Source organism: Burkholderia latens (genome assembly GCF_001718795.1).
GTDB classification, from domain to species: Bacteria; Pseudomonadota; Gammaproteobacteria; order Burkholderiales; family Burkholderiaceae; genus Burkholderia; species Burkholderia latens_A.
On record NZ_CP013435.1, the window covers coordinates 1,464,819 to 1,487,128 of the forward strand.

The 22,310-nt window shown below is 67.1% G+C and carries 18 protein-coding genes; 15 read left to right on the forward strand and 3 right to left on the reverse strand.

The annotated features are described in order from the left end of the window. Positions 1-142 precede the first annotated feature (142 nt). The 8 genes from WK25_RS06950 to WK25_RS06985 all read left to right on the forward strand — a co-directional run bounded on the left by WK25_RS06950 (position 143) and on the right by WK25_RS06985 (position 9,245). Positions 143-1,069, forward strand: coding sequence for a sugar ABC transporter substrate-binding protein (locus WK25_RS06950; protein ID WP_040143984.1), 927 nt, complete (start codon positions 143-145; stop codon positions 1,067-1,069). Positions 1,070-1,137: 68 nt separating this feature from the next. Further along, positions 1,138-2,712: a sugar ABC transporter ATP-binding protein gene (locus tag WK25_RS06955; RefSeq protein WP_069241294.1), complete on the forward strand. Its 1,575-nt coding sequence runs from the start codon at positions 1,138-1,140 to the stop codon at positions 2,710-2,712. 27 nt (positions 2,713-2,739) lie between these two features. Beyond that, positions 2,740-3,765 carry an ABC transporter permease gene (locus tag WK25_RS06960; protein ID WP_040143986.1) on the forward strand — a complete coding sequence of 342 codons (1,026 nt, stop codon included), beginning with the start codon at positions 2,740-2,742 and terminating at the stop codon, positions 3,763-3,765. Between the two features lie 37 nt (positions 3,766-3,802). After that, entirely contained in the window at positions 3,803-4,717 is a 915-nt protein-coding gene (locus WK25_RS06965; protein WP_069241946.1) for a sugar phosphate isomerase/epimerase family protein, read from the forward strand. A 74-nt stretch (positions 4,718-4,791) separates the two neighbouring features. Beyond that, positions 4,792-5,805: a Gfo/Idh/MocA family protein gene (locus WK25_RS06970; protein ID WP_069241295.1), complete on the forward strand. Its 1,014-nt coding sequence runs from the start codon at positions 4,792-4,794 to the stop codon at positions 5,803-5,805. Between the two features lie 84 nt (positions 5,806-5,889). Next, positions 5,890-6,816 carry a TIM barrel protein gene (locus WK25_RS06975; protein ID WP_069241296.1) on the forward strand — a complete coding sequence of 309 codons (927 nt, stop codon included), beginning with the start codon at positions 5,890-5,892 and terminating at the stop codon, positions 6,814-6,816. 65 nt (positions 6,817-6,881) lie between these two features. Continuing rightward, on the forward strand, positions 6,882-8,054 hold the full coding sequence (locus tag WK25_RS06980) for a Gfo/Idh/MocA family protein (protein WP_069241947.1): 1,173 nt from the start codon (positions 6,882-6,884) through the stop codon (positions 8,052-8,054). A 306-nt stretch (positions 8,055-8,360) separates the two neighbouring features. Continuing rightward, positions 8,361-9,245, forward strand: coding sequence for a MurR/RpiR family transcriptional regulator (locus WK25_RS06985; protein WP_040143990.1), 885 nt, complete (start codon positions 8,361-8,363; stop codon positions 9,243-9,245). A gap of 63 nt (positions 9,246-9,308) precedes the next feature. Here WK25_RS06985 and WK25_RS06990 read toward each other — a convergent pair whose 3' ends face one another. Continuing rightward, positions 9,309-10,829, reverse strand: coding sequence for a CoA-acylating methylmalonate-semialdehyde dehydrogenase (locus WK25_RS06990; protein ID WP_040143991.1), 1,521 nt, complete (start codon positions 10,827-10,829; stop codon positions 9,309-9,311). Between the two features lie 112 nt (positions 10,830-10,941). On the opposite strand from WK25_RS06990, the gene WK25_RS06995 reads away from it, so the two are divergent. From WK25_RS06995 to WK25_RS07025, 7 genes are all read left to right on the forward strand, one after another. Then, positions 10,942-11,877 carry a LysR family transcriptional regulator gene (locus tag WK25_RS06995; protein ID WP_069241297.1) on the forward strand — a complete coding sequence of 312 codons (936 nt, stop codon included), beginning with the start codon at positions 10,942-10,944 and terminating at the stop codon, positions 11,875-11,877. Positions 11,878-12,039: 162 nt separating this feature from the next. Beyond that, positions 12,040-12,267, forward strand: coding sequence for a sulfurtransferase TusA family protein (locus WK25_RS07000; RefSeq protein ID WP_006753156.1), 228 nt, complete (start codon positions 12,040-12,042; stop codon positions 12,265-12,267). A 233-nt stretch (positions 12,268-12,500) separates the two neighbouring features. Beyond that, positions 12,501-13,004 carry a peptidase gene (locus WK25_RS07005; protein WP_069241298.1) on the forward strand — a complete coding sequence of 168 codons (504 nt, stop codon included), beginning with the start codon at positions 12,501-12,503 and terminating at the stop codon, positions 13,002-13,004. 267 nt (positions 13,005-13,271) lie between these two features. Further along, positions 13,272-13,976: a response regulator transcription factor gene (locus tag WK25_RS07010; RefSeq protein WP_069241299.1), complete on the forward strand. Its 705-nt coding sequence runs from the start codon at positions 13,272-13,274 to the stop codon at positions 13,974-13,976. Continuing rightward, positions 13,973-15,340, forward strand: a complete 1,368-nt coding sequence (locus tag WK25_RS07015; RefSeq protein WP_069241300.1) for a FecR family protein — start codon at positions 13,973-13,975, stop codon at positions 15,338-15,340. The genes WK25_RS07010 and WK25_RS07015 overlap by 4 nt, the downstream gene beginning before the upstream one ends. A 10-nt stretch (positions 15,341-15,350) precedes the next feature. Continuing rightward, positions 15,351-17,738, forward strand: coding sequence for a CHASE2 domain-containing protein (locus WK25_RS07020; RefSeq protein WP_040143996.1), 2,388 nt, complete (start codon positions 15,351-15,353; stop codon positions 17,736-17,738). A 37-nt stretch (positions 17,739-17,775) separates the two neighbouring features. Further along, positions 17,776-18,390: a DUF4136 domain-containing protein gene (locus tag WK25_RS07025; RefSeq protein ID WP_040143997.1), complete on the forward strand. Its 615-nt coding sequence runs from the start codon at positions 17,776-17,778 to the stop codon at positions 18,388-18,390. A 63-nt stretch (positions 18,391-18,453) separates the two neighbouring features. Here the strand turns inward: WK25_RS07025 and galU are convergent, their stop codons facing one another. Together galU and WK25_RS07035 are read right to left on the reverse strand one after the other, a co-directional pair. Next, complete coding sequence (galU, locus tag WK25_RS07030) at positions 18,454-19,338, reverse strand: UTP--glucose-1-phosphate uridylyltransferase GalU (RefSeq protein ID WP_040143998.1); 885 nt, start codon at positions 19,336-19,338, stop codon at positions 18,454-18,456. Positions 19,339-19,425: 87 nt separating this feature from the next. Then, positions 19,426-22,293: a valine--tRNA ligase gene (locus tag WK25_RS07035; protein ID WP_040143999.1), complete on the reverse strand. Its 2,868-nt coding sequence runs from the start codon at positions 22,291-22,293 to the stop codon at positions 19,426-19,428. Positions 22,294-22,310 lie beyond the last annotated feature (17 nt).

Consider the following 22,310-nt stretch of genomic DNA (forward strand, 5'->3'; position numbering starts at 1 on the left):
GAAATCACGTAGAAATAAATTTCCAAATTCGTGAGGAAGTGATCTACAGTTTCATCCGGATGCTTCAGTCCGTATCGGACTCGGCGCCGGCGGCGCGCAACGCGCCGTTTTCCGCCCCCGGAGATGAGGAGACAAAGTGATCATGAAGACCAAGCTGATGGCCGCCGCGGCCGCCGCGATCCTCGCCATGCCGCTCGCGCATGCCGAGAAGATCGGCGTGACGATGGCATCGTTCGACGACACGTTCCTGACGATCCTGCGCAACAGCATCGCCGATTCCGCGAAGAAGGACGGCGCGACCGTGCAGATCGAGGACGGCGGCAACGACGTCGGCAAGCAGTTGAGCCAGGTCCAGAACATGATTGCGCAGAAGGTCGACGCGATCATCGTGAATCCGGTCGATACCGACGCGACGCCGAAGATCACGAAGATGGTGACCGCCGCGAAGATTCCGCTCGTCTACGTGAACCGCAAGCCGGTCGACTTCGACAAGCTGCCGGCCGGCGTCGCCGTGGTCGCGTCCGACGAGAAGCAGTCGGGCACGCTGCAGACGCGCCAGGTGTGCAAGCTGCTCGGCGGCAAGGGCGACGTCCTCGTGCTGATGGGCGAGCTGTCGAACGAGTCGGCGCGCACGCGCACGAAGGACATCGAGGACGTGATCGCGACGAAAGACTGCGCCGGCATGAAGATCGTCGACAAGCGCGAAGGCAAGTGGAGCCGCACGCAAGGCCAGGACATCACGATGAACTGGCTGAGCTCCGGCACGAAGTTCGACGCAATCATCTCGAACAACGACGAGATGGCGATCGGCGCGATCAACGCGCTGAAGGCCGCGCGCAAGCTGACGCCGAAAACGGTCGTCGCGGGCATCGACGCGACGCCGGACGGGCTCGCGGCGATGAAGAGCGGCGACCTGAAGGTGTCCGTCTATCAGAACGCGACCGGGCAGGGCGCGCAGGCCGTCGCGACCGCGCTGAAGCTTGCGAAGAAGCAGCCGGTCGACCGCTACGTGAACGTGCCGTTCGAACTCGTCACGCCGGAGAACATGAACCAGTACGCGAAGCACTGACCGGTTTTTCCGCTGAACTGCGCGGGCCCGGCGCCGCCGGGCTCGCGTGAGACTTTCGAGGAACGTCCATGTTTACAGCCAGGATGGCGCGCCCGATGGCCAGTGAAAGCGCGCCGGCCGCTTCGTCCGCTGCGCCCGGTTCGTCCGGCGCGGCCCCCGCCGATTGCCTGCTCGAAGTGCGCGGCGTCGGCAAATCGTTTCCCGGCGTCGTCGCGCTCGACGGCGTGCAGTTCCGCGTGCGCCGCGGCACCGTGCATGCGCTGATGGGGGAGAACGGCGCCGGCAAGTCGACGCTGATGAAGATCATCGCCGGCGTGTACACGCCGGACCAGGGCGAGATCCTGATCAACGGCGAGCCGGTCGTGCTGCACGGCCCGCTCGACGCGCTCGATCGCGGGATCGCGATGATCCACCAGGAACTCAACCTGATGCCGTACATGACGGTCGCGGAGAACATCTGGATCCGCCGCGAACCGAAGAACCGCTTCGGCCTGATCGACCACGCTGCGCTGCGCCGCCGCACCGCCGCGCTGTTCGAGCGGCTGTCGATCGACATCGATCCGGAAGCCGACGTGCGGACGCTGACGGTCGCGAGCCGGCAGATGGTCGAGATCGCGAAGGCCGTGTCGTTCGATTCCGACGTGCTGATCATGGACGAGCCGACTTCCGCGCTGACCGAGAAAGAGGTCACGCACCTGTTCCGGATCATTCGACAGCTGCGCGAGCAGGGCAAGGGCATCGTCTACATCACCCACAAGATGAACGAGCTGTTCGAGATCGCCGACGAGTTCTCGGTGTTCCGCGACGGCAAGTACATCGGCACGCACGCGTCGGCCGACGTCACGCGCGACGACATCATCCGGATGATGGTCGGCCGCGAAATCACGCAGATGTTCCCGAAGGAGGACGTGCCGATCGGCGACGTCGTGCTCGCCGTGAAGAACCTGGGCGTCGACGGCGTGTTCCGCGACGTCAGCTTCGAGCTGCGCGCGGGCGAGATCCTCGGCGTCGCGGGTCTCGTCGGTTCGGGGCGCTCGAACGTCGCGGAGGCGCTGTTCGGCGTCGTGCCGGCCACGTCGGGCGAGATCCTGATCGACGGCAAGCCGGTGCGTATTTCGACGCCCGCGCAGGCGATGAAGCACGGCATGGCGTTCCTCACCGAGGACCGCAAGGACACCGGCTGCTTCCTGAATCTCGACCTGCTCGCGAACATGGAAGCGGCGGTGCTCAGCAACCGCTACGTGAAGTTCAATTTCGTGCGGCACGCGCAGTTGAAGCGCGACTGCGAGGAAATGAGCCGGATGCTGCGCGTGAAGACGCCCGGCCTGCACGAGGAAATCCAGAACCTGTCGGGCGGCAACCAGCAGAAGGTGCTGATCGGCCGATGGCTGCTCACGCAACCGCGCATCCTGATCCTCGACGAGCCGACCCGCGGCATCGACGTCGGCGCGAAGGCCGAGATCCACCGGCTCGTCAGCGCGCTAGCCGGCAAGGGCGTCGCGGTGCTGATGATCTCGTCGGAGATGCCGGAGGTGCTCGGCATGAGCGATCGCGTGATGGTGATGCATGAAGGCCGGATGACCGGCATCGTCGAACGCAAGGACGCCGACCAGGTGCGCATCATGGACCTGGCCTCGCGCTGAGCCGCAACAAGCATGGAGACAATTGAAATGGGCAACCTGAATCCGGTCGCGGACGCGCAGTCCATGACGATCAAGACGCGGCACGCGAAGTGGCCGCCCGAACTGAGCATCTTCCTCGTGCTGGTCGGCATCAGCCTGTTCTTCGAAGTGATCGGCTGGCTTGTCGTCGGGCAGAGCTTCCTGTTCAACGCGGAGCGGCTCGAGATCATCGTGCTGCAGATGGCCGTGATCGGCATCATCGCGGTCGGAGTGAACCTCGTGATCATCACGAGCGGCATCGACCTGTCATCCGGGTCGGTCGTGGCAGCGGCGGCCGTCGTGTCGGCCAGCCTCGCGCAAGTGTCCGACTTTCCGCGCGCCGTGTTTCCTCACCTGACCGACCTGCCGGTGATCTGGCCGGTGCTGGCCGGCGTGTGCGTCGGGCTGCTGGTCGGCTTGTTGAACGGTTCGCTGATCGCGCTGACCGGCATTCCGCCGTTCATCGCGACGCTCGGCACGATGGTCGCCGCGCGCGGCTTCGCGAAGTGGTTCACCAACGGGATGCCGGTGTCGATGCTGACCGACCAGTTCGCCGCGATCGGCGCGGGGGCGAACCCGGTGATCATCTTCGTCGTGGTCGCCGCGATCTTCCACGTCGTGCTGCGCTACACGCGCTTCGGCAAGTACACGTATGCGATTGGCGCGAACCGTCACGCGGCCGTCGTGTCGGGCATCAACGTGACGCGCCATCTGGTGTTCGTCTATGCGATTGCGGGCCTGTTGAGCGGTATCGCCGGCACCGTGACGGCCGCGCGTGCGATCTCCGGGCAGTCGGGCATGGGCGTCATGTACGAGCTCGATGCGATCGCGGCGGTCGTGATCGGCGGCACGTCGCTGTCGGGCGGCCTTGGCCGCGTGACCGGCACCGTGATCGGCGTGCTGATTCTCGGCGTGATGACGTCGGGCTTCACGTTCATCCGGATCGATGCGTATTACCAGGAAATGGTGAAGGGCGCGATCATCGTCGCGGCCGTGATCGCCGATCAGTATCGCAACAAGAAATCGCGCCGCTGACTTGTCGCGGCAGCCCCTGCAACCTTATGGGAAGAAGATGAAGATCGCTCTGGATCCCTACATGATTCGTCATTTGCCGCTCGACCGCCTGCCGCACGCGGTCGCGGAGCTCGGTTACGACCAGATCGAGCTGTCGCCGCGCAGCGACTTTCTCGACTGGTGGGTCATGCCGCGCGCGACGCGCGAGCGCATGACCGCGTTCCGCCAAGCGATGCGCGCGAGCGGCGTGGGACTTGCGTCGCTGCAGCCGATGTACCGCTGGGCCAGCCCGTTCGACGACGAGCGGCAATGGGCAGTGCGCTGCTGGAAGAAGGCGATCGAGGTCGCGCTCGAAATGGAATGCCCGTTGATGGTGTCCGAATTCGGACGCGGTGCGTCGCCGGAGCGCTCGGTCGGCGAGCGGCCCGGCGCGAATCCGAAGGAGCTGTGCGAAGCCGCGTGGTTCCGCTCGATGGACGAACTGCTGCCGATCCTCGAACGCGAACGCATCGTGCTGTCGGTCGAGCCGCATCCGGAGGACTGGATCGAACAGCTGCAGCCGGCGATCGACATCGTCACGAACATCGGATCGCCGTCGCTGAAGCTGTCGTACATCGCACCGCACACGTTCTATTACGGCGACGACATGGCCGCGATGATCGCGGCTGCCGCGCCGGTTCTCGCGCACGTGCGCGTGGCCGACACCTTCGATCACCGCAAGAGCAGCCAGCTGCGCTACATCGTGAACCCGCCGGGCTCGAACCAGATTCGCGTGCACCAGCATCTCGACATCGGGCAGGGCGAGATCGACTGGGACGTGTTTTTCGGTGCGCTCGGCAGCGCCGGCTTCGACGGCGTGATGTCGTCGTGCGTGTTCGCGTGGGAGGACCGCGCGGAAGCGTCGTCGCGCTACATGGGCGACACGATCGAGCGCTACGTCGCGCGCCATTTCGAGCGGGCGGCCGCACGCTGACTGTTTGTTGACTAATGCCGAGCGGCACGGCACGGGGCCGCGCTGCTGATGAACGAACGACTGGAGATACCCGGATGACCTTGCAAATCGGCGTGATCGGCTGCGGCGCGATCGGCCAGGATCATATCCGCAGGCTCACGCGCACGCTATCCGGCGCGCGCGTGGTGGCCGTCAACGACATCGATGCGCAGCACGCGCGCGATGCGGTGACGAAGTACGGGCTCGACGCGGAAATATACGGCGACGGCCATGACGTGGTCGCCGCCGCCGACGTGCAGGCCGTGCTCGTCACGTCGTGGGGGCCGACGCACGAGGCGTTCGTGCTCGACGCGATCGCGCTCGGCAAGCCGGTGTTTTGCGAGAAACCGCTTGCGGTGACGGCCGAAGGCTGCATGCGCATCGTCGAGGCGGAACTCGCGCACGGCAAGCGGCTCGTGCAGGTCGGCTTCATGCGTCCGTACGACGAAGGCTATCGCGCGCTCAAGCGCGTGATCGACGGCGGCGAGATCGGTGCGCCGCTGATGCTGCATTGCGCGCATCGCAACCAGTCGGTCGGCGAGCGCTATACGACCGACATGGCGATCACCGACACGCTGATCCACGAGCTCGACGTGCTGCGCTGGCTGCTCGGCGAGGACTACACGAGCGCGCAGGTCGTCTATCCGAAGAAGACGCGCCACGCGAGCGCGCATCTCGCCGATCCGCAGATCGTGCTGCTCGAAACCGCGAGCGGCGTGCGCATCGACGTCGAGATCTTCGTGAACTGCCAGTATGGCTACGACATCCAGTGCGAGGTGGTCGGCGAAAACGGCATCGCGAAACTGCCCGATCCGCCCGCGGTCGGGCTCAAGCATGCGGCGCGGCGCTCGGTCGAGATCATGACCGACTGGAAGGAGCGTTTCATCGCTTCGTACGACGTCGAACTGCAGGCATTCATCGACGGCGTGCAACAAGGGGCGCTGACCGGCCCGTCCGCGTGGGACGGCTATGCGGCGGCGGTCGCGGCCGACGCATGCGTGCGCGCGCAGCGCAGCGGTGCGGTCGAGCCGATCACGATGGCCGAACGCCCGGCGTTTTATCGCGGCTGAACCCGCCGAACACGTTCACACCGGGCCGCGCGTGCCTGCGGCCCACTTGCGGCCATGCGCCGCTTCTCTGCCGGACCGACCGACATGACGATGAAGATTGGCTGCGCGCCCTGCTGCTGGGGCGTCGACGACGTAAAGAACCCGCACCTGCCGCCGTGGCGGCACGTGCTCGCCGAAGCGGCACAGGCCGGCTATTCGGGCATCGAGCTCGGCCCGTACGGCTATATCCCGCTCGAGCTCGACGTGGTGAGCGCCGAGCTCGAACGGCAGCATTTGAGCATCACCGCCGGCACGATCTTCGACGACCTGGTTTCGCCGGAGAACCTGCCGAACCTGCTGCGCCAGACGCGCGAGATCTGTGCGCTGATCACGCAGTTGCCGAAGCTGCCGACGCAGCCTGGCCAGCGTTACGCGGCGCCGTATCTGGTCGTGATCGACTGGGGACATGACGAGCGCGACTACGCGGCCGGCCATGGCGATCGCGCACCGCGCCTGTCCGCCGACCGCTGGGCGCGGATGGTCGACCACATTCGCGAGATCGCGACGCTCGCGCGCGACGAATTCGGCGTGCGCGCGGTGATCCATCCGCATGCGGGCGGCTACATCGAATTCGCAGACGAAATCGACCGGATCATCGCCGACATCGCGGCCGATACGGCGGGCCTCTGTCTCGACACGGGCCACATGTACTACTCGGGGATGGATCCCGAGACATGGCTGCGCCGCCACGCGGCGCGGCTCGACTACGTGCATTTCAAGGATATCGACGGCGCCGTCTACGACGCGGTGATGCGTGGGCACATTGCGTTTTTCGCGGCGTGCGCGCGCGGCGTGATGTGCCCGATCGGCGCTGGCGTGCTCGACTACCGCGCGATCCGCCGCGCGCTCGACGACATCGCGTATGCGGGCTACATCACGATCGAACAGGAGCGCGATCCGCGCAACGCCGGTACGAGCCTGCGCGACGTCGCGGCAAGCCGCGCGTTTCTCGCATCGGCCGGCTTCGCGTAAGCGGGCGTCGGCCCGGTCGTCTGCACACACTCTGAATGCTGAACACGGACAGGAACACGACAATCATGATCGACGGACAGATTCTGCTCGGACATTCGATTCGCTGGGGCATGGTCGGCGGCGGGCTTGGCAGCCAGATCGGCTACAGCCACCGGTCGGCCGCATTGCGCGACGGCAGCTTCCAGCTCGTTGCCGGCGCCTTCGACATCGATGCCGAACGCGGGCGGCAGTTCGGCGTGAAGCTCGGCGTTGCCGCGGACCGCTGCTATCCCGACTACCGGACGATGTTCGACGCCGAGGCGAAGCGCGCCGACGGCATCCGTGCGGTGTCGATCGCGACGCCGAACAACACGCACTTCGAAATTTGCCGAGCGGCGCTGAACGCGGGGCTGCACGTCGTATGCGAGAAGCCGCTTTGCTTCACGACCGAGGAGGCCGAGACGCTGCAACGGCTGTCGGTCGAGAAGAACCGCATCGTCGGCGTTGCGTACGGCTATTCGGGACACCAGATGATCGAGCAGGCGCGGGAAATGATCGCGCGCGGCGATCTCGGCGACATCCGGATCGTGCAGATGCAGTTCGCGCACGGCTTTCATAGCGACGGCGTCGAAGCGGCGAGCGCGGCCGCGCGCTGGCGTGTCGACCCTAGGTTCGCGGGGCCGAGCTACGTGCTCGGCGACATCGGCACCCACCCGCTGTACATCTCCGAAGTGATGGCGCCCGAACTCAAGATCAAGCGGCTGATGTGCTCGCGGCAGAGCTTCGTGAAGAGCCGCGCGCCGCTGGAGGACAACGCGTTCACGATCATGGAGTACGACACGGGCGCGATCGGTTACGTGTGGTCGAGCGCGGTGAATGCAGGGTCGATGCACGGGCAGAAGGTTCGCGTCATCGGGTCGAAGGCGAGCGTCGAATGGTGGGACGAACATCCGAACCAGTTGCGCTACGAGATCCAGGGGCAGCCTGCACAGGTGCTCGATCGCGGGATGCCGTACCTGCATCCGAACGCGACGCGCGAAGACCGCATCGGCGCCGGGCATCCGGAAGGGCTGTTCGAGGCGTGGTCGAATCTGTACGCGCGCTTCGCGCTCGCGATGGACGCCGCCGATCGCGGCGACGCGCAGACGTTGAAGCGCATCCGCTTTCCGGACGTCCACGCAGGCGTCGAAGGCGTGCGGTGGGTGGAGAACTGCGTGCGGTCCGCCGATGCGGGCGGCGTGTGGGTCGACTATCGATGAGCCGGCGCCGGTCGATGCGCGGCGTCGGCCGGCGCTCCGGCGTGGCTGCGGGCGGCCCGCGGCGTAGCGGTGCGCATCGGCCTCGGTAGACGCCCTAATCTTTACGGCGCCGCAACCGCGTTGGAAAATCGTTTCCATTCCGGCCGCGGAGCGTGTGCAGGTGATGATCGAGCGCGTGGGAGCGAGGGTGCGGCGCAGGCCGTGCCGCAAACGTGATTAAATTCGCCCTTCATGCATGTCCACAGGTGAGTCCCGGGCGCACGCGCAGGCGGCGCGCGCATCGGGCCGTCAACTTCGCGCTATCCGATGAGTTCATCCGACAAACCACCCGCCACCGTCGAGGCGTTCCTGCAGCATCTGACGCAGGAGTACGACGGCCTCAGCAATCGCCTGAAGGTGATTGCGCGTCATGTGGAAACGCATCGGGACCAACTGGGCCTGGAAGGCATCCAGTCGCTTGCGGAGGCGTGCGGCGTGCAGCCGTCGGCCGTCGTCCGGTTCGCGAAGCATTTCGGCTTTTCCGGCTTTTCCGAGATGCAGCGGCTGTTCCGCGAGGGGCTGGCCCAGCAGATCGCGCCGGGTCGCGCGTACAGCCTGCGGCTGCGCGACGTGATCGAATCGGGCGAGTCGAGCCTGCAGCCGGAGCAGATCGCCGATGAATTCATCAAGGGCAGCATTGCCGGGATGCAGCAGCTGCGGCAGACCCTCGACCCGCACGCGCTCGCGCAGGCCGTCGATCTACTCGCCGACACGCAGGCGATCTGGATTGCCGGCTCGCGCCGCGCGTTTCCGATCGCCGTGTATCTCGACTATGCGCTGCAGCACACCGACAAGCGTATCGGTCTGTTCAGCGCGCTGGGCAGCATGCATCTCGGGCAGATCCGCTCGGTGCGCGCGGGCGACGTCATGATCGTGATCTCGTTCATGCCGTACGCCGAAGAGACGGTGCAGGTCGCGCAGCAGGCCGTGCAGCGCGGCGCGCGGCTGATCGCGATCACCGACAGCCGGATGAGCCCGCTCGCGCGGGTGGCGGAGGTGACGCTGATGGTGCAGGAGAGCGCGACGTTCGGGTTTCGCGCGCTGACCGCGACGATGGGGCTCGCGCAGAGCCTGTTCGTGGCGCTCGCGTACCGGCTCGAGCTGTCTTACCTGCCGACCGCCGACGGCGCACACGGCACGAAGGCCGGCTGACACCGGCCTTCCGTTGGCGCGCCGCCCGCGCATTGGGTTGGCGGGCGGCGCGTGGCTCGTCACTTACTTCGCGGTCGGCATCGCGAATTCGGCGCCCTTGCCGATGCTCGACGACCAGCGCTGCATCACCGATTTCTGGCGCGTATAGAAGCGCACGCCTTCTTCGCCGTATGCATGCATGTCGCCGAACAGGCTTTTCTTCCAGCCGCCGAAGCCGTGCCAGGCCATCGGCACCGGAATCGGCACGTTGATGCCGACCATGCCGACCTGGATGCGTCGTGCGAATTCGCGCGCGATGCCGCCGTCGCTCGTGAAGCATGAAACGCCGTTGCCGAATTCATGCGCATTGATCAGGTCGACGGCTTCGCCGAAGTCCTTCACGCGCACGCAGCCGAGCACCGGCCCGAAGATCTCTTCCTTGTAGATGCGCATGTCGGGGCGCACGTGATCGAACAGCGTGCCGCCGGTGAAGAAGCCAGCGTCGCGGCCCGGCACGCGCAACCCGCGCCCGTCGACCACCAGCTGCGCGCCTTCGGCGACCCCTTGTTCGATATAGCCTTCGATGCGCTTGAGCGCGTCGCCGGTGACGATCGGGCCCATCTCCACTTCCGGCGACATCCCGTCGCCGATCACCAGCTTGCGTGCGCGCTCGGCGACCGCCGGCACGATCTTGTCGGCCACGTCGCCAACCAGCACCGCGATGCTGATCGCCATGCAACGTTCGCCGGCCGAGCCGTAGGCGGCGCCGATCAGCGCGTCGACGGCCTGCTCGATGTTCGCGTCGGGCATCACGACGAGGTGGTTCTTCGCACCGCCGAGCGCCTGCACGCGCTTGCCGGACTGCACCGCGCGCTGCTGCACGTACGCCGCGATCGGCGTCGAGCCGACGAAGCTGACGGCCTGCACGTCCGGATGATCGAGGAGCGCGTCGACGGCGCCCTTGTCGCCCTGCACGACGTTGAATACGCCGGCGGGCAGCCCTGCCTGCGCAAGCAGGTCGGCGATGAACAGCGCGGCCGACGGGTCGCGCTCGCTCGGCTTCAGCACGAACGTGTTGCCCGTCGCAAGCGCGACCGGGAACATCCAGCACGGCACCATGCACGGGAAGTTGAACGGCGTGATGCCCGCGACGACGCCGAGCGGCTGGCGCATCGTCCAGTTGTCGATCCCGGTGCTGACCTGGTCGGTGAAGTCGCCCTTCAGCAGTTGCGGCACGCCGCACGCGAATTCGATGATGTCGATGCCGCGCGCGACCTCGCCTTGCGCATCGGAGAACACCTTGCCGTGCTCGGCAGTGATGATCGCCGCAAGCGTGTCGCGGTGTTCGTTCATCAGCTGCAGGAAGCGGTGCAGCACGCGCGCGCGGCGGATCGGCGGCGTGTCGGCCCAGGCCGGAAACGCCGCACGGGCCGACGCGACGGCGCGCTGCACTTCGTCGTCGGCTGCGAGTGCGACGCGGCGCACCGCACGGCCGAGCGCCGGATTGAAGACGTCCTGGAAGCGGCCGCTGCGGCCGGCAACGGGCGCGCCGTCGATGTAGTGGCCGACGTCGGCGTCGGACGTGTAGGCGGGAACCGTGGTCATGCGTGTCTCCTGGCGGGATTGGGGGTGGACGGAACCTAGTCTAGGCAAAGCGGGGAGGCGGGAGAAGGCCGCGCGGCTTGATTCACTGTTCAGAATTCTGAATAATCGCTGGATGAATCAGCAAAATGTCCAGGCGCTGTGGCCGCATATCCATTCGTTGACGGTGCTTGCCGCGGCAGGCAGCTTCACGGCCGCCGCGCAGCGGCTGGGCATCAGCAAGGCCGCGATGAGCCAGCGCATCGCCGATCTCGAGAAGGCGGCCGGCGTGCCGCTCGTGCGGCGCACGACGCGCAGCGTGCGGCTCACCGACGCTGGCCAGACGCTGGTCGACAGCACGCGCGACGCGTTCGAGTCGATCGGCCAGCACTTCGCGCGCGTGAAGGATCTGGCCGGCGAACCGCGCGGGTTGCTGCGCGTGACCGCGCCCGTTGCGCTCGGGCGCCAGCAGATCGTGCCGCACCTGCCGGAGTTCCTGCGGCAGCATCCGGGCGTGCACATCGAGCTCGACTTGTCCGACCGGCTGCATTCGCTGACGCACGAGGGTTTCGACCTCGCAATCCGCCACACGACCACCGCGCCGCAGACGCACGTCGCGTGGAAACTGTGCGATACGCGCTCGCTGCTGGTTGCGAGCCGCGACTACCTGGACGCGCGAGGCGCGCCGCGCCACCCGAGCGAGCTGGTCGAGCACAGCTGCCTGTGCTACCTGCGCGACAACGAGCCGGCCGCGTGGAGCTTCGAGCCGGACGGAAGGCGGCGCCAGCGGGTGAGCGTGCCGGTGCGCGGCAGCTTCGCGGCGAACAACAGCGAGGCGATGCGCGAGGCCGCGCTCGGCGGGCTCGGCATCGCGCTGCTGCCCGATTTCAGCGCACGGCGCGATCTCGACGCCGGCCGGCTTGTTGCATTGCTCGACGGCTGGCGGCCGTCGGGCGCGTTCGGCGAACACATCTTCGCGATCCGGCCGTACAGCGCCGTCGTGCCAAGCGCGGTGCGCGCGCTGGTGCGGCATTTGCGGGAGCGGCTCGCCGGCGGTTTCTCGAGCGTGTGAAGGGCGCCTGAAGGCTGCGTGAGCGGCAAGTACGGGCCAGTGCGCATCCGCCGCAGCGGTCCGGTGCGGCCGCCGCCAGCGCGGGCAGCCGCGGCCGCGCTGCGGTAAAATCGCCGCTTCCTCCCGCGCCCGTGGGGCGCGTCATTCGAAGGTCGACAGCCGATGCAGATTCACAAGGAAGTGGACGCGCGCGGGCTCAATTGCCCGTTGCCGATCCTGCGCGCGAAGAAAGCGCTCGCCGATATGGAAAGCGGGCAGATCCTCAAGGTGCTCGCGACCGATCCGGGCTCACAGCGCGATTTCGCCGCGTTCGCGAAGCAGACGGGCAACGAGATCGTCGAAGTGACGACGCAGGACAAGACGTTCGTGTTCCTGATGCGCCGCCGCTGACGGCCCGCATCACGCGCCTCTCGCGGCACGTCGCCGGGCAGGGTCCCGCTGCGGTCGTGCCGCGCCACCGAAGGCTTCGCGCCTCTGACAATTCTTAAACCTCGCGTTGCGACGGGCTGCGTATACTGACCCGGCCGGTCGTCCGTCTCGGATGGATGCACCGGCCACGGTACGTCGGACGACGCAGGCCAGGGTCGAGCGTGACGCTACCGTCGTACAAACGGGGAGAGGACATGTCCTTCAGACCAGGGACCATTCGAAGTCCGTCCGCGGCGGAATGCACGTTGGCCGCCCATGCGGTCGGCTTGAGCCGGATCGAACTCGATCCGCAACAGGATCGCCACGCGCGTGCCGCGCTGGAGGCGTATGCGGATTCGGCGGCGGCCGAGATGCCGTGGCTCGCCGAGTCGATCGACGAACGTCTGCGGGACGCCGCGCAAATCGACGGCGCGGGCGTTACGGTTACGTATTGCGGGGCGACCGTCGAGCGGGTGTTCGATCTGGCCCACGCGTGGGCGGCGAGCCAGCCGGACTATGCGGCCACGGCTTGGGAGCGCGTGCGAGGGCAGCTGGAGCGGATGCTGGGGCAGGGGCAACCCGTGCTGCGGCGGCCGACGCAACCGCAGGCCGACGCATTGCCGGCTGACCGGCTGCGATGCGCGTCGGCCGCCGATTGGGCCGAGCCGGCCGTCGGCGCAGGCGTCGCAGGTGTCGCAGGTGTCGCAGGTGTCGATTAAGCGCGTGAGCGCGCGACGGGAAGGATTATTCGAACAAAGGACCGTAGTCCGCGCAATTTCTCGGCGAATTTCATACTACTATGATGAAATCGCCGGTTCGTCCGTGCCCCGTTTTTGAGATATTTACCGGGGCGTCGCGCCGCGCAGCTTGCGCGGGCGCAAATGGCGGCTCTCCGGCCGGTGTCGGGGGCCGTGCACGCGCATGGCGCGCGGCGGTGTGAGCGCGGAAGCTGAACTGGACGAATCGATTTCGATTTGCGGGGTGCTATGAGAATTGCTGTACTGGATGACGATCCGGCCCAGACGGATTTCGTCAGTCAAACGCTGACGGCCGCCGGCCACACTTGCTATGCGTTCAAGGAAGGCAAGGCGCTGAAGAAGCGTCTGCAACGGGAGACGTTCGATCTGCTCGTGCTCGACTGGAACGTGCCGGACATGTCCGGCGAGGAAGTGCTCAAGTGGGTGCGTGCGAACCAGACCGAGCACGGCCTGCCGATCATCTTCATGACGAGTCGCGACGACGAGGCGGGGATCACGCAGATCCTCAACGCCGGCGCCGACGATTACGTGGTCAAGCCCGTCTCCGGCCCGATCCTGCGCGCGCGCATCGGCTCGCTGCTGCGTCGCGCGTATCCGGTCAACGCCGAGGCGACCGTACGCGAATTCGACCAGTTCCGCTTCGACGTGAACCTGAAGCAGGCGTATGTCGGCGACAAGCCCGTGAGCCTCACGCAGAAGGAGTTCGAGCTCGCGCTGCTGCTGTTCCAGCATCTCGACCGGCCGCTGTCGCGTGCGCACATCCTGGATCTGGTGTGGAAGCAGGCGACGGACATTCCGTCGCGTACGATGGATACGCACATCTCGATGCTGCGCACGAAGCTCGGCCTGCGGCCGGAGAACGGCTATCGTCTCGCGCCGATCTACGGTTACGGCTACAGGCTCGAGCGGGTCGGCCACGGAGAACCGGAGTGACCGCGGGAATCGCGCAGCGCACGGCGGGCCCGCCCACGGCCGCATTGCGCGTGGCGTGCGCGGTCGCGTTCGCGTCCGCATGCGCTGCGCAGCAGGCCGCCGCCCAGCCGCCCGCCGCCGCAGGAAAGACGGTCGTCTATCGCACGCATGCCGGCGACACGCTGTACGACGTCGCCGCACGCTATCTGCAGGGGCCGGACGACTGGCAATTGCTGCAACAGATCAACGGCGTGCCCGCACCGAAGCGTCTGCAGCCTGGCATCGCGCTGAAGCTGCCGGTTGCGCGTTTGCGCAAGGAAAAGCTGACCGCGCGCGTCGTCGCTGTGCAGGGTTCGGCCGAGCGCGCGTCCGGCGGTGCGTATGCGCCGCTCGCGAACGATGCGACGCTCGGCGAGGGCGATCGCGTGCGCACCGGCGCGAACGGTTTCGTGACGCTCGAACTGGCCGACGGCACGCACATGAGCATGCCGCCCGACAGCCAGCTCGATCTGAAGACGCTGCGCCGCACCGTGCTGACCGGCACGCTCGATCGCGAATTCGAGCTCACGCGCGGCTCGGTCGACAGCGAAGTCACCCATCTGAAGAAGCGCGACGACCGCTTTCAGATCCGCTCGCCGTCGGTCGTGGCCGGCGTGCGCGGCACGCGGTTCCGCGTGAACTACGACGCGGCCGGCAATGCGGCGACGCGCGTCGAAGTGCTCGACGGCACCGTCGGCGTAGCGGGCACGCGGCGCCCGGCCGACCCGACGCTCGTGCATGCGAGCTTCGGCAGCGTCGCGACGTCGTCCGGGGCGGTTGGCGCGCCCGTGCAGCTGCTGTCCGCACCGGCGCTCGTGCATCCCGACAAGGTGCAGGACGAGCCGGACATCGCGTTCGACATCGCGCCGCTTGCGGATGCGCGCGCGTACCGCCTGCAGCTCGCGCACGACGCGGGCCTGCTGAACGTGTTCCGCGAAACGCGAACCGATTCGTCGCGCGCGGTGTTCCGCGACGTACCGAACGGCACGTACTTCGTGCGAATCGCCGCGATCGACGCGAACGGCCTCGAAGGCATGCCGCGCATCTATGCGTTCGAGCGGCGCCAGATGGGGCTCGACGCGACCGCGTCGCCGAGCGCCGAAGGCTACGAGTTCCGCTGGTCGCCGAACGGCGCGGGCAAGGACGCGCGCTACCGGTTCGTGCTGTCGCGGTCGAAAGACCTCAGTGCGCCCGTCGTCGACCAGGTCGGCCTGCAGGCGCGCACGATCTCCGTCGCGCACCTGCCGCCCGGCGACTACTACTGGGCAGTGACGGTCGAGGAGTTCGACGGCGGCAAGTTCTATCAGAAGACGAGTCCGGTCAGCGCGTTCACGTTGTCGCGTTGACCCGCGGCGCATGAAACCCGAATCCGTTTCCCCGCGGCGGCGCCTCGGCCGCCGCTTCCTCATCGAATGGATCGCGATCGGCTGTCTGGGGATCGCGGTAATCCTCGCATGCGCGCTCGGCCGGCTGTCGTCGAGCGTCGACGGGTTGATCTACGACCGGTTGCTGATGCTGCGCAGCCTGCCGCTGTCGCCCGATGTCGTCGTCGTCGATATCGACAACCCGAGCGTGGCGGCACTGGGTCGCTGGCCGTGGCCGCGGACCGTGCATGCGAGGCTGCTCGACACGCTCGCTCGCGCGCAGCCGGCTGCCGTCGTGTACGACGTGCTGTTTACCGAGCAGTCGCCCGACGACCGCGCATTCGCCGACGCGATGGCCCGTGTGCCGACGTTTCTCCCTGTGCTGCTAAGCCCCGAGCAGGCTGACGGCACCCGTACCGTCGATCCGCCGGTGGCCGAACTCGCGGCACGCGCGATGGGACTCGGCCACATCAACCTCGAAGTCGATCCCGACGGCATCGTGCGCAGTGTCGCGCTGTTCGAAAGCGACGGGCGCGTGCGCTGGCCGCAACTGATGGTGCCGGTCTATCGCGCGATCCAGGCCGGCCGCCTGCATCCGGTTGGCGGCGCGCCCGGCCCGAACGCGCACGACCTGGCGCGCGACGCGGCGGGCGAGGGCCGTTACCTGATTCCGTTCAGTCGCAGTACGCCTGCGTATCCGACCCTGTCGTTCGACGACGTGCTCGAAGGCCGCGTGAAACCGGACGCGTTGCGCGGCAAGATCGTCGTCGTCGGCGTGACCGCATCGGGGCTTTACGACCGGTTCGCGACGCCGGTGTCGGGCGACTTCGGCCCGCTTGCCGGCGTGTACATCCATGCGAACGTGCTCGACATGCTGACGACCGGCAGCGCGATCACGCCGGTGCCGCGCGTCGGGCTCTTCGCCGCGTCGCTGTTGCCGCTCGCGGTGTTGCTCGGCGGTTTCCTGATGCTGTCGCCGTGGCGCGGGCTGTTGCTGACGCTGAGCCTCGCGGCGCTGGCCGTCGTCGCGAGCGTCGCGCTGCTGTTCGAGGCGCGCGTGTGGCTGTCGCCCGCGCCTGCGATTTTCGGGCTGATCGCCGTGTATCCGATCTGGAACTGGCGGCGCCTCGAGATGACGATGTCGTACCTGCGCCGCGAGCTGCAGCGCCTCGCCGACGAGCCGCACCTGCTGCCCGAGGCGCCGCGCACGCGCAGCGTCGGCGGCGACGTGCTCGAGCGGCAAATGGCGCTGATGGCGCAGGCCGCGCAGCGCGTGCAGGACATGAAGCGCTTCGTATGGGACAGCCTCGACAGCATGCCGGAGCCGATCTTCGTGACCGACCTGGCCGGCACCGTGCTGATCGCAAACCATGCGGCAAAGCGCTACGGCGCGCGGCTCGCGCTGCCGGCGGCGGAAGGGCAGCCGCTGCGCACGGCGCTCGGCGAGCTGACCTTCATGAAGACGGTTGACGGCAACGCCGAGCACGACGTCGCGATCCGCGAACACTGGCCGGCCGCACTCGACCCGACGCTTGGCGCCGAACACGACGCGATGGCGCGGGGGATCGAGGTGCGCGACCGCGACGGGCTCGACCATCTGTTACGCTACGCGCCATGTACGAACGCGCAGGGCCGGGTGACCGGCTGGATCGCGGGCCTGGTGGACGTGACCGAGCTGCATGCGGCCGAGCGGCAGCGCGAGGAGGCGCTGCACCTGTTGTCGCACGACATGCGCTCGCCGCAGTCGTCGATCCTCGCGCTGGTCGAGATCGAGCGGGATCGCGTCGAAACCGATGCGATGCGCGGGCTGCTCGGGCGGATCGAGCGCTATGCGCATCGCGCGCTGTCGCTTGCCGACGAGTTCGTGCAGCTGGCGCGCGCGGAGTCGCAGGCGTACCAGCTCGAGCCGACGAGCCTCGTCGACGTGCTGATCGATGCGAGCGACGAAGTGTGGCCGCAGGCGCAGGCCAAGCGCATCCGCATCGATACCGATATCCGTACCGACATGGGGTGGACGCGTGCCGATCGCTCGCTGATCACGCGCGCATTCGTCAACCTGCTGAACAACGCGGTCAAATACAGTCCGTCGGACACGGTGATCACGTGTACGCTGACGGTCGAGCATGCATCGAAACGGATGTTCTGCACGGTCCGCGATCAGGGCTACGGGATCGCGCCGGAAGATCAGCGGCATCTGTTCGAACGTTTCAAGCGGTTCCATGCCGGCGAGCGGCCCGAGATCTCGGGTTCGGGGCTCGGCATGGCATTCGTGAAGACGGTCGTCACGCGCCATGGCGGCAGCGTGACGGTCGACAGCGAAGTCGGCGTCGGCACCGCGGTGACGGTGTCGCTGCCGGCGATCGACGAGCCGTCCGCCTGACAGGGCCGGGCGCGACGGCAGGCATTTGGGGGAAGTCATGAGAAAGGAATGGGCAGCGGCCGCGCTGGCGGTGTCGCTGTTGCCGGGTTGCGCCGGCGTCACGACCGGCGTGAGCGCGCTCGGGCAGCCGGATGCGTTTGCGTCGGGCGTGCACGGCTACGCGTTCGTCCGCACGGCCGCGCAGGCCGACGATGCCGACTACCGGCAGATCGAGACGCTCGTGCGCGACGAACTCGCGCACCGCGGTTTCGACGCGCAGCCGGCGCAGGCCGCGCGTTACCGGCTGTCGATCGCGTATGCGACGCAGCCGGCGTCGGTCGCGGCCACGGCCGAGCAGTGCGGCGCGGCGAGCAGCGCGTGCGTGACCGTCGACGGGCCGGCGCCGCTCGCGCTGCCGTTCACGGGCACGGTGTACCGCCATGTGCTGACGCTGCGCTTCGTCGATGCGAAGTCGGGCGCCGACGTCTATCGCGTGTCGGCGTCGCTGCGCGATCGCGACGCGGGCACGCGGCAGGCCGCGCCGACGCTCGTGAAGAGCGTGCTCGCCAAGCTGCCGTTCGGGCCTGGCGACGGCTGGCTCGTGAAGACGAAAAAAGACGACGCGGGCGCAATGCCGGGCGTCGTCTCGGTGAAGCCGGCGGCCGTGCGCTGACGCGCGAGCCGACAGGCAAGTGTGTGGGGCCCGCCGCGCACGCGGCGCGGGCCCATGCCGCGTTCAGCCGGCCGGTTGCGCGTTCGCGCGCGCACGCAGGTACGCGTCGAACTCGGTGCCGACTTCCGGATGGCGCAGCGCGAATTCGACCGTCGCCTTCAGGTAGCCGAGCTTGCTGCCGCAGTCGTAGCGCGTGCCCTGGTACTTGTACGCGAGCACCTGCTCGTCGGCAAGCAGCGCCTGGATCGCGTCGGTGAGCTGCAGCTCGCCGCCCGCGCCCGGTTTCAGCGCGCGCAGGTGCTCGAAGATCCGCGGCTTCAGGATGTAGCGGCCAACCACGCCGAGGTTCGACGGCGCGACTTCCGGCGCCGGCTTCTCGACGATCGCCGACATCTTCACGATCGACTCTTCCCATTCCTTGCCGTCGACGATCCCGTACGACTTCGTCTCCGACGGCGGAATCTCTTCCACGCCGATCACCGAGCTGTGATAGTGGTCGAACACGTCGACCATCTGCTTCATCACCGGCGGGTTGCCGTCGAGCAGGTCGTCGGCGAGGATCACCGCGAACGGGTTGTCGGCGACCAGCTTCTCCGCGCACAGCACCGCATGGCCGAGGCCGAGCGCTTCCGGCTGGCGCACGTAGAAGCAATCGACGTGGCTCGGCTTGATGCTGCGCACGAGTTCGAGCAGCTTCTCCTTGCCGCGCGCTTCCAGTTCGGCTTCGACTTCGTACGACTTGTCGAAGTGATCTTCGATCGCGCGCTTGCTGCGCCCGGTCACGAAGATCATTTCGGTGATGCCTGCGGCGATCGCTTCCTCGACTGCGTACTGGATCAGCGGCTTGTCGACGACGGGCAGCATTTCCTTCGGGCTCGCCTTCGTTGCCGGCAGGAACCGCGTGCCGAGGCCGGCGACGGGGAATACTGCCTTGGTGACTTTCAACATGATCGAACCTTTATTCCTGTAATCGACTTGTCAGATGGCTTATGTTCACGTCCTGATTATAGTGAACGCAAACGACCTTACCGTTTGTTACGCAGGCAACCGATCGAGCTGCGCGCGCAGCTTGTCGAGCGTGCTCTGGAATTCCGCGACCCGCTTTTGCTCCTGCTCGACCACGGCCGGCGGCGCTTTCGCGACGAACGCCTCGTTGCCGAGCTTCGCATTGCATTTCGCGATCTCGCCGGTCAGGCGCGCGATTTCCTTCGACAGGCGCTCGCGCTCGGCCGCGACGTCGATCTCCACCTTCAGCACGAGCTTGTTCGGGCCGACGATCGCGATCGGCGCGCCGTGCGCTTGCCGGTCGAGCGTCGCTTCATCCGCGAGGATCTGCACTTCCGACAAGCGGGCGAGGGCCTGCACGTACGGTGCGAACGAACGCAGGCGTTCGGCGTCGCCAGCCACGAGCAGCGGCACCTTGGTTGCCGGCGACAGGTTCATTTCGCCGCGCAGGTTGCGGCATGCGTCGACGATCGCCTTCAGGTCGGCCGCCCATTGTTCGGACGCCTCGTCGATTTTCTGCAGGTTCGCAACCGGATACGCCTGCGTCATCAGCGACGCGGCGCCCTCGGCCTCGCCCTGCGGATAGCGGCCGGCGAGCGGTGCGACTTTCTGCCAGAGCGCCTCGGTGATGAACGGGATGATCGGGTGCGCGAGGCGCAGCACCGTTTCGAGCACACGCAGCAGCGTGCGGCGCGTCGCACGCTGCTGTTCCGGCGTGCCGTTCTGGATTTGCACCTTCGCGAGTTCGAGATACCAGTCGCAGTATTCGTCCCAGACGAACTTGTAGATGCTCGTCGCGATATTGTCGAAGCGGTAGTCGGCGAAGCCCTTTGCGATGTCGGCCTCGGTGCGTTGCAGCAGCGACACGATCCAGCGGTCGGCCGCCGAGAAGTCGAGATAGCCGCCCGGGCCGCAGTCGCCCGCGCCGCAGACTTCCGGCTTGTCGGCGCCGCAGTCGTGGCCTTCGCAGTTCATCAGCACGAAGCGCGTCGCGTTCCACAGCTTGTTGCAGAAGTTGCGGTAGCCTTCGCAGCGCGCGAGGTCGAAGTTCACGTTGCGGCCGAGCGTCGCCATCGACGCCATCGTGAAGCGCAGCGCATCGGTGCCGAACGCAGGAATGCCGTCCGGGAATTCCTTGCGCGTCTTCTTCTCGATCGTGGCGGCCTGCTTCGGGTTCATCAGGCCCGTCGTGCGTTTCGCGACCAGCGTGTCGAGGTCGATGCCGTCGACGATGTCGATCGGGTCGAGCGTGTTGCCCTTGCTCTTCGACATTTTCTGGCCTTCCGCATCGCGCACGAGGCCGTGCACGTACACGGTGTGGAACGGCACCTTGCCGGTGAAGTGCGTCGTCATCATCACCATCCGGGCGACCCAGAAGAAGATGATGTCGAAGCCGGTGACGAGCACCGACGACGGCAGGAAGTGCTGAAGTTCGGGCGTTTCGTTCGGCCAGCCGAGCGAAGAGAAGGGCACGAGCGCGGACGAGAACCACGTGTCGAGCACGTCCTCGTCGCGCTTCAGCGCGCCCGCATAGCCGCTCGCCGCGGCTTTCGCACGGGCTTCTTCCTCGTCGCGCGCGACGAACACCTCGCCGTTCTCGCCGTACCACGCGGGAATCTGGTGACCCCACCACAACTGGCGCGAGATGCACCAGTCCTGGATGTTTTCGAGCCACTGGTAGTAGGTGGTCGTCCAGTTTTCCGGCACGAACTTGATCTGGCCGTTGCGCACGACGTCGAGCGACGTTTCGGTGATCGACTTGCCCGGATTGAACGTGCCTTCCGGCGCCGGCTTCGTCATCGCGACGAACCACTGGTCGGTCAGCATCGGCTCGATCACGACGCCCGTGCGGTCGCCGCGCGGCACCATCAGCTTGTGCGGCTTCACCGAGTCGAGGAAGCCCTGCGCGTCGAGGTCGGCGACGATCGCCTTGCGCGCGTCGAAGCGGTCGAGACCGCGATACTGCTCGGGGCCGTTGTCGTTGATCTTCGCGTCGAGCGTCAGGATCTCGATCGGCGCGAGGTTGTGGCGCAGGCCGACCTGATAATCGTTGAAGTCGTGCGCGGGCGTGACCTTCACGACGCCCGTGCCGAATTCGCGGTCGACGTAGTCGTCGGCGATCACCGGGATCTCGCGGCCCGTCAGCGGCAGCGTGACGTGCTTGCCGATCAGGTGCGCGTAGCGCTCGTCTTCCGGATGGACCATTACCGCGACGTCGCCGAGCATCGTCTCCGGACGCGTGGTCGCGACGGTCAGCGAACCGGAGCCGTCGACGAGCGGGTAACGGATATGCCACAGGTGGCCGTTCTCTTCCTCGCTCACGACTTCGAGATCGGACACGGCGGTGAGCAGCACCGGATCCCAGTTGACGAGGCGCTTGCCGCGATAGATCAGACCCTGTTCATACAGCGTGACGAACACGTCGCGCACGGCGGCCGACATCTTGTCGTCCATCGTGAAGTATTCGCGCGACCAGTCGGTCGATGCGCCGAGGCGGCGCACCTGGCCCGTGATCGTCGAACCGGACTTCTGCTTCCATTCCCACACGCGCTCGACGAACTTCTCGCGGCCGAGATCGTGCCGCGACACGCCCTGCGCATCCAGCTGGCGCTCGACGACGATCTGGGTCGCGATCCCCGCATGGTCCGTGCCGGGCACCCAGAGCGTGTTCTCGCCGAGCATCCGGTGATAGCGGGCGAGGCCGTCCATGATCGTCTGGTTGAACGCGTGGCCCATGTGCAGCGTGCCGGTGACGTTCGGCGGCGGCAACTGGATCGCGAAATCGGGGCGCGCCGGGTCGAATGCCGGCGCGGCGTAGCCGCGTTTTTCCCACTCCGGCCCCCATTGGGACTCGATGGTGTGGGGCTCGAAACTCTTCGCCAGCGTGTTGTCGCTCATGTTGGAAATTTGCTGAA

Coding starts and splice junctions, on each gene's coding strand:
- WK25_RS06975 (WP_069241296.1), top strand. CDS start 5,890: ATGACGATGAAGATTGGCTGCGCGCCCTGCTGCTGGGGCGTCGACGAC.
- WK25_RS07020 (WP_040143996.1), top strand. CDS start 15,351: ATGAAACCCGAATCCGTTTCCCCGCGGCGGCGCCTCGGCCGCCGCTTC.
- WK25_RS06970 (WP_069241295.1), top strand. CDS start 4,792: ATGACCTTGCAAATCGGCGTGATCGGCTGCGGCGCGATCGGCCAGGAT.
- WK25_RS06985 (WP_040143990.1), top strand. CDS start 8,361: ATGAGTTCATCCGACAAACCACCCGCCACCGTCGAGGCGTTCCTGCAG.
- WK25_RS06960 (WP_040143986.1), top strand. CDS start 2,740: ATGGGCAACCTGAATCCGGTCGCGGACGCGCAGTCCATGACGATCAAG.
- WK25_RS06950 (WP_040143984.1), top strand. CDS start 143: ATGAAGACCAAGCTGATGGCCGCCGCGGCCGCCGCGATCCTCGCCATG.
- WK25_RS07035 (WP_040143999.1), bottom strand. CDS start 22,293: ATGAGCGACAACACGCTGGCGAAGAGTTTCGAGCCCCACACCATCGAG.
- WK25_RS06980 (WP_069241947.1), top strand. CDS start 6,882: ATGATCGACGGACAGATTCTGCTCGGACATTCGATTCGCTGGGGCATG.
- WK25_RS07010 (WP_069241299.1), top strand. CDS start 13,272: ATGAGAATTGCTGTACTGGATGACGATCCGGCCCAGACGGATTTCGTC.
- galU (WP_040143998.1), bottom strand. CDS start 19,338: ATGTTGAAAGTCACCAAGGCAGTATTCCCCGTCGCCGGCCTCGGCACG.
- WK25_RS06995 (WP_069241297.1), top strand. CDS start 10,942: ATGAATCAGCAAAATGTCCAGGCGCTGTGGCCGCATATCCATTCGTTG.
- WK25_RS07025 (WP_040143997.1), top strand. CDS start 17,776: ATGAGAAAGGAATGGGCAGCGGCCGCGCTGGCGGTGTCGCTGTTGCCG.
- WK25_RS06990 (WP_040143991.1), bottom strand. CDS start 10,829: ATGACCACGGTTCCCGCCTACACGTCCGACGCCGACGTCGGCCACTAC.
- WK25_RS07000 (WP_006753156.1), top strand. CDS start 12,040: ATGCAGATTCACAAGGAAGTGGACGCGCGCGGGCTCAATTGCCCGTTG.
- WK25_RS06965 (WP_069241946.1), top strand. CDS start 3,803: ATGAAGATCGCTCTGGATCCCTACATGATTCGTCATTTGCCGCTCGAC.
- WK25_RS06955 (WP_069241294.1), top strand. CDS start 1,138: ATGTTTACAGCCAGGATGGCGCGCCCGATGGCCAGTGAAAGCGCGCCG.
- WK25_RS07005 (WP_069241298.1), top strand. CDS start 12,501: ATGTCCTTCAGACCAGGGACCATTCGAAGTCCGTCCGCGGCGGAATGC.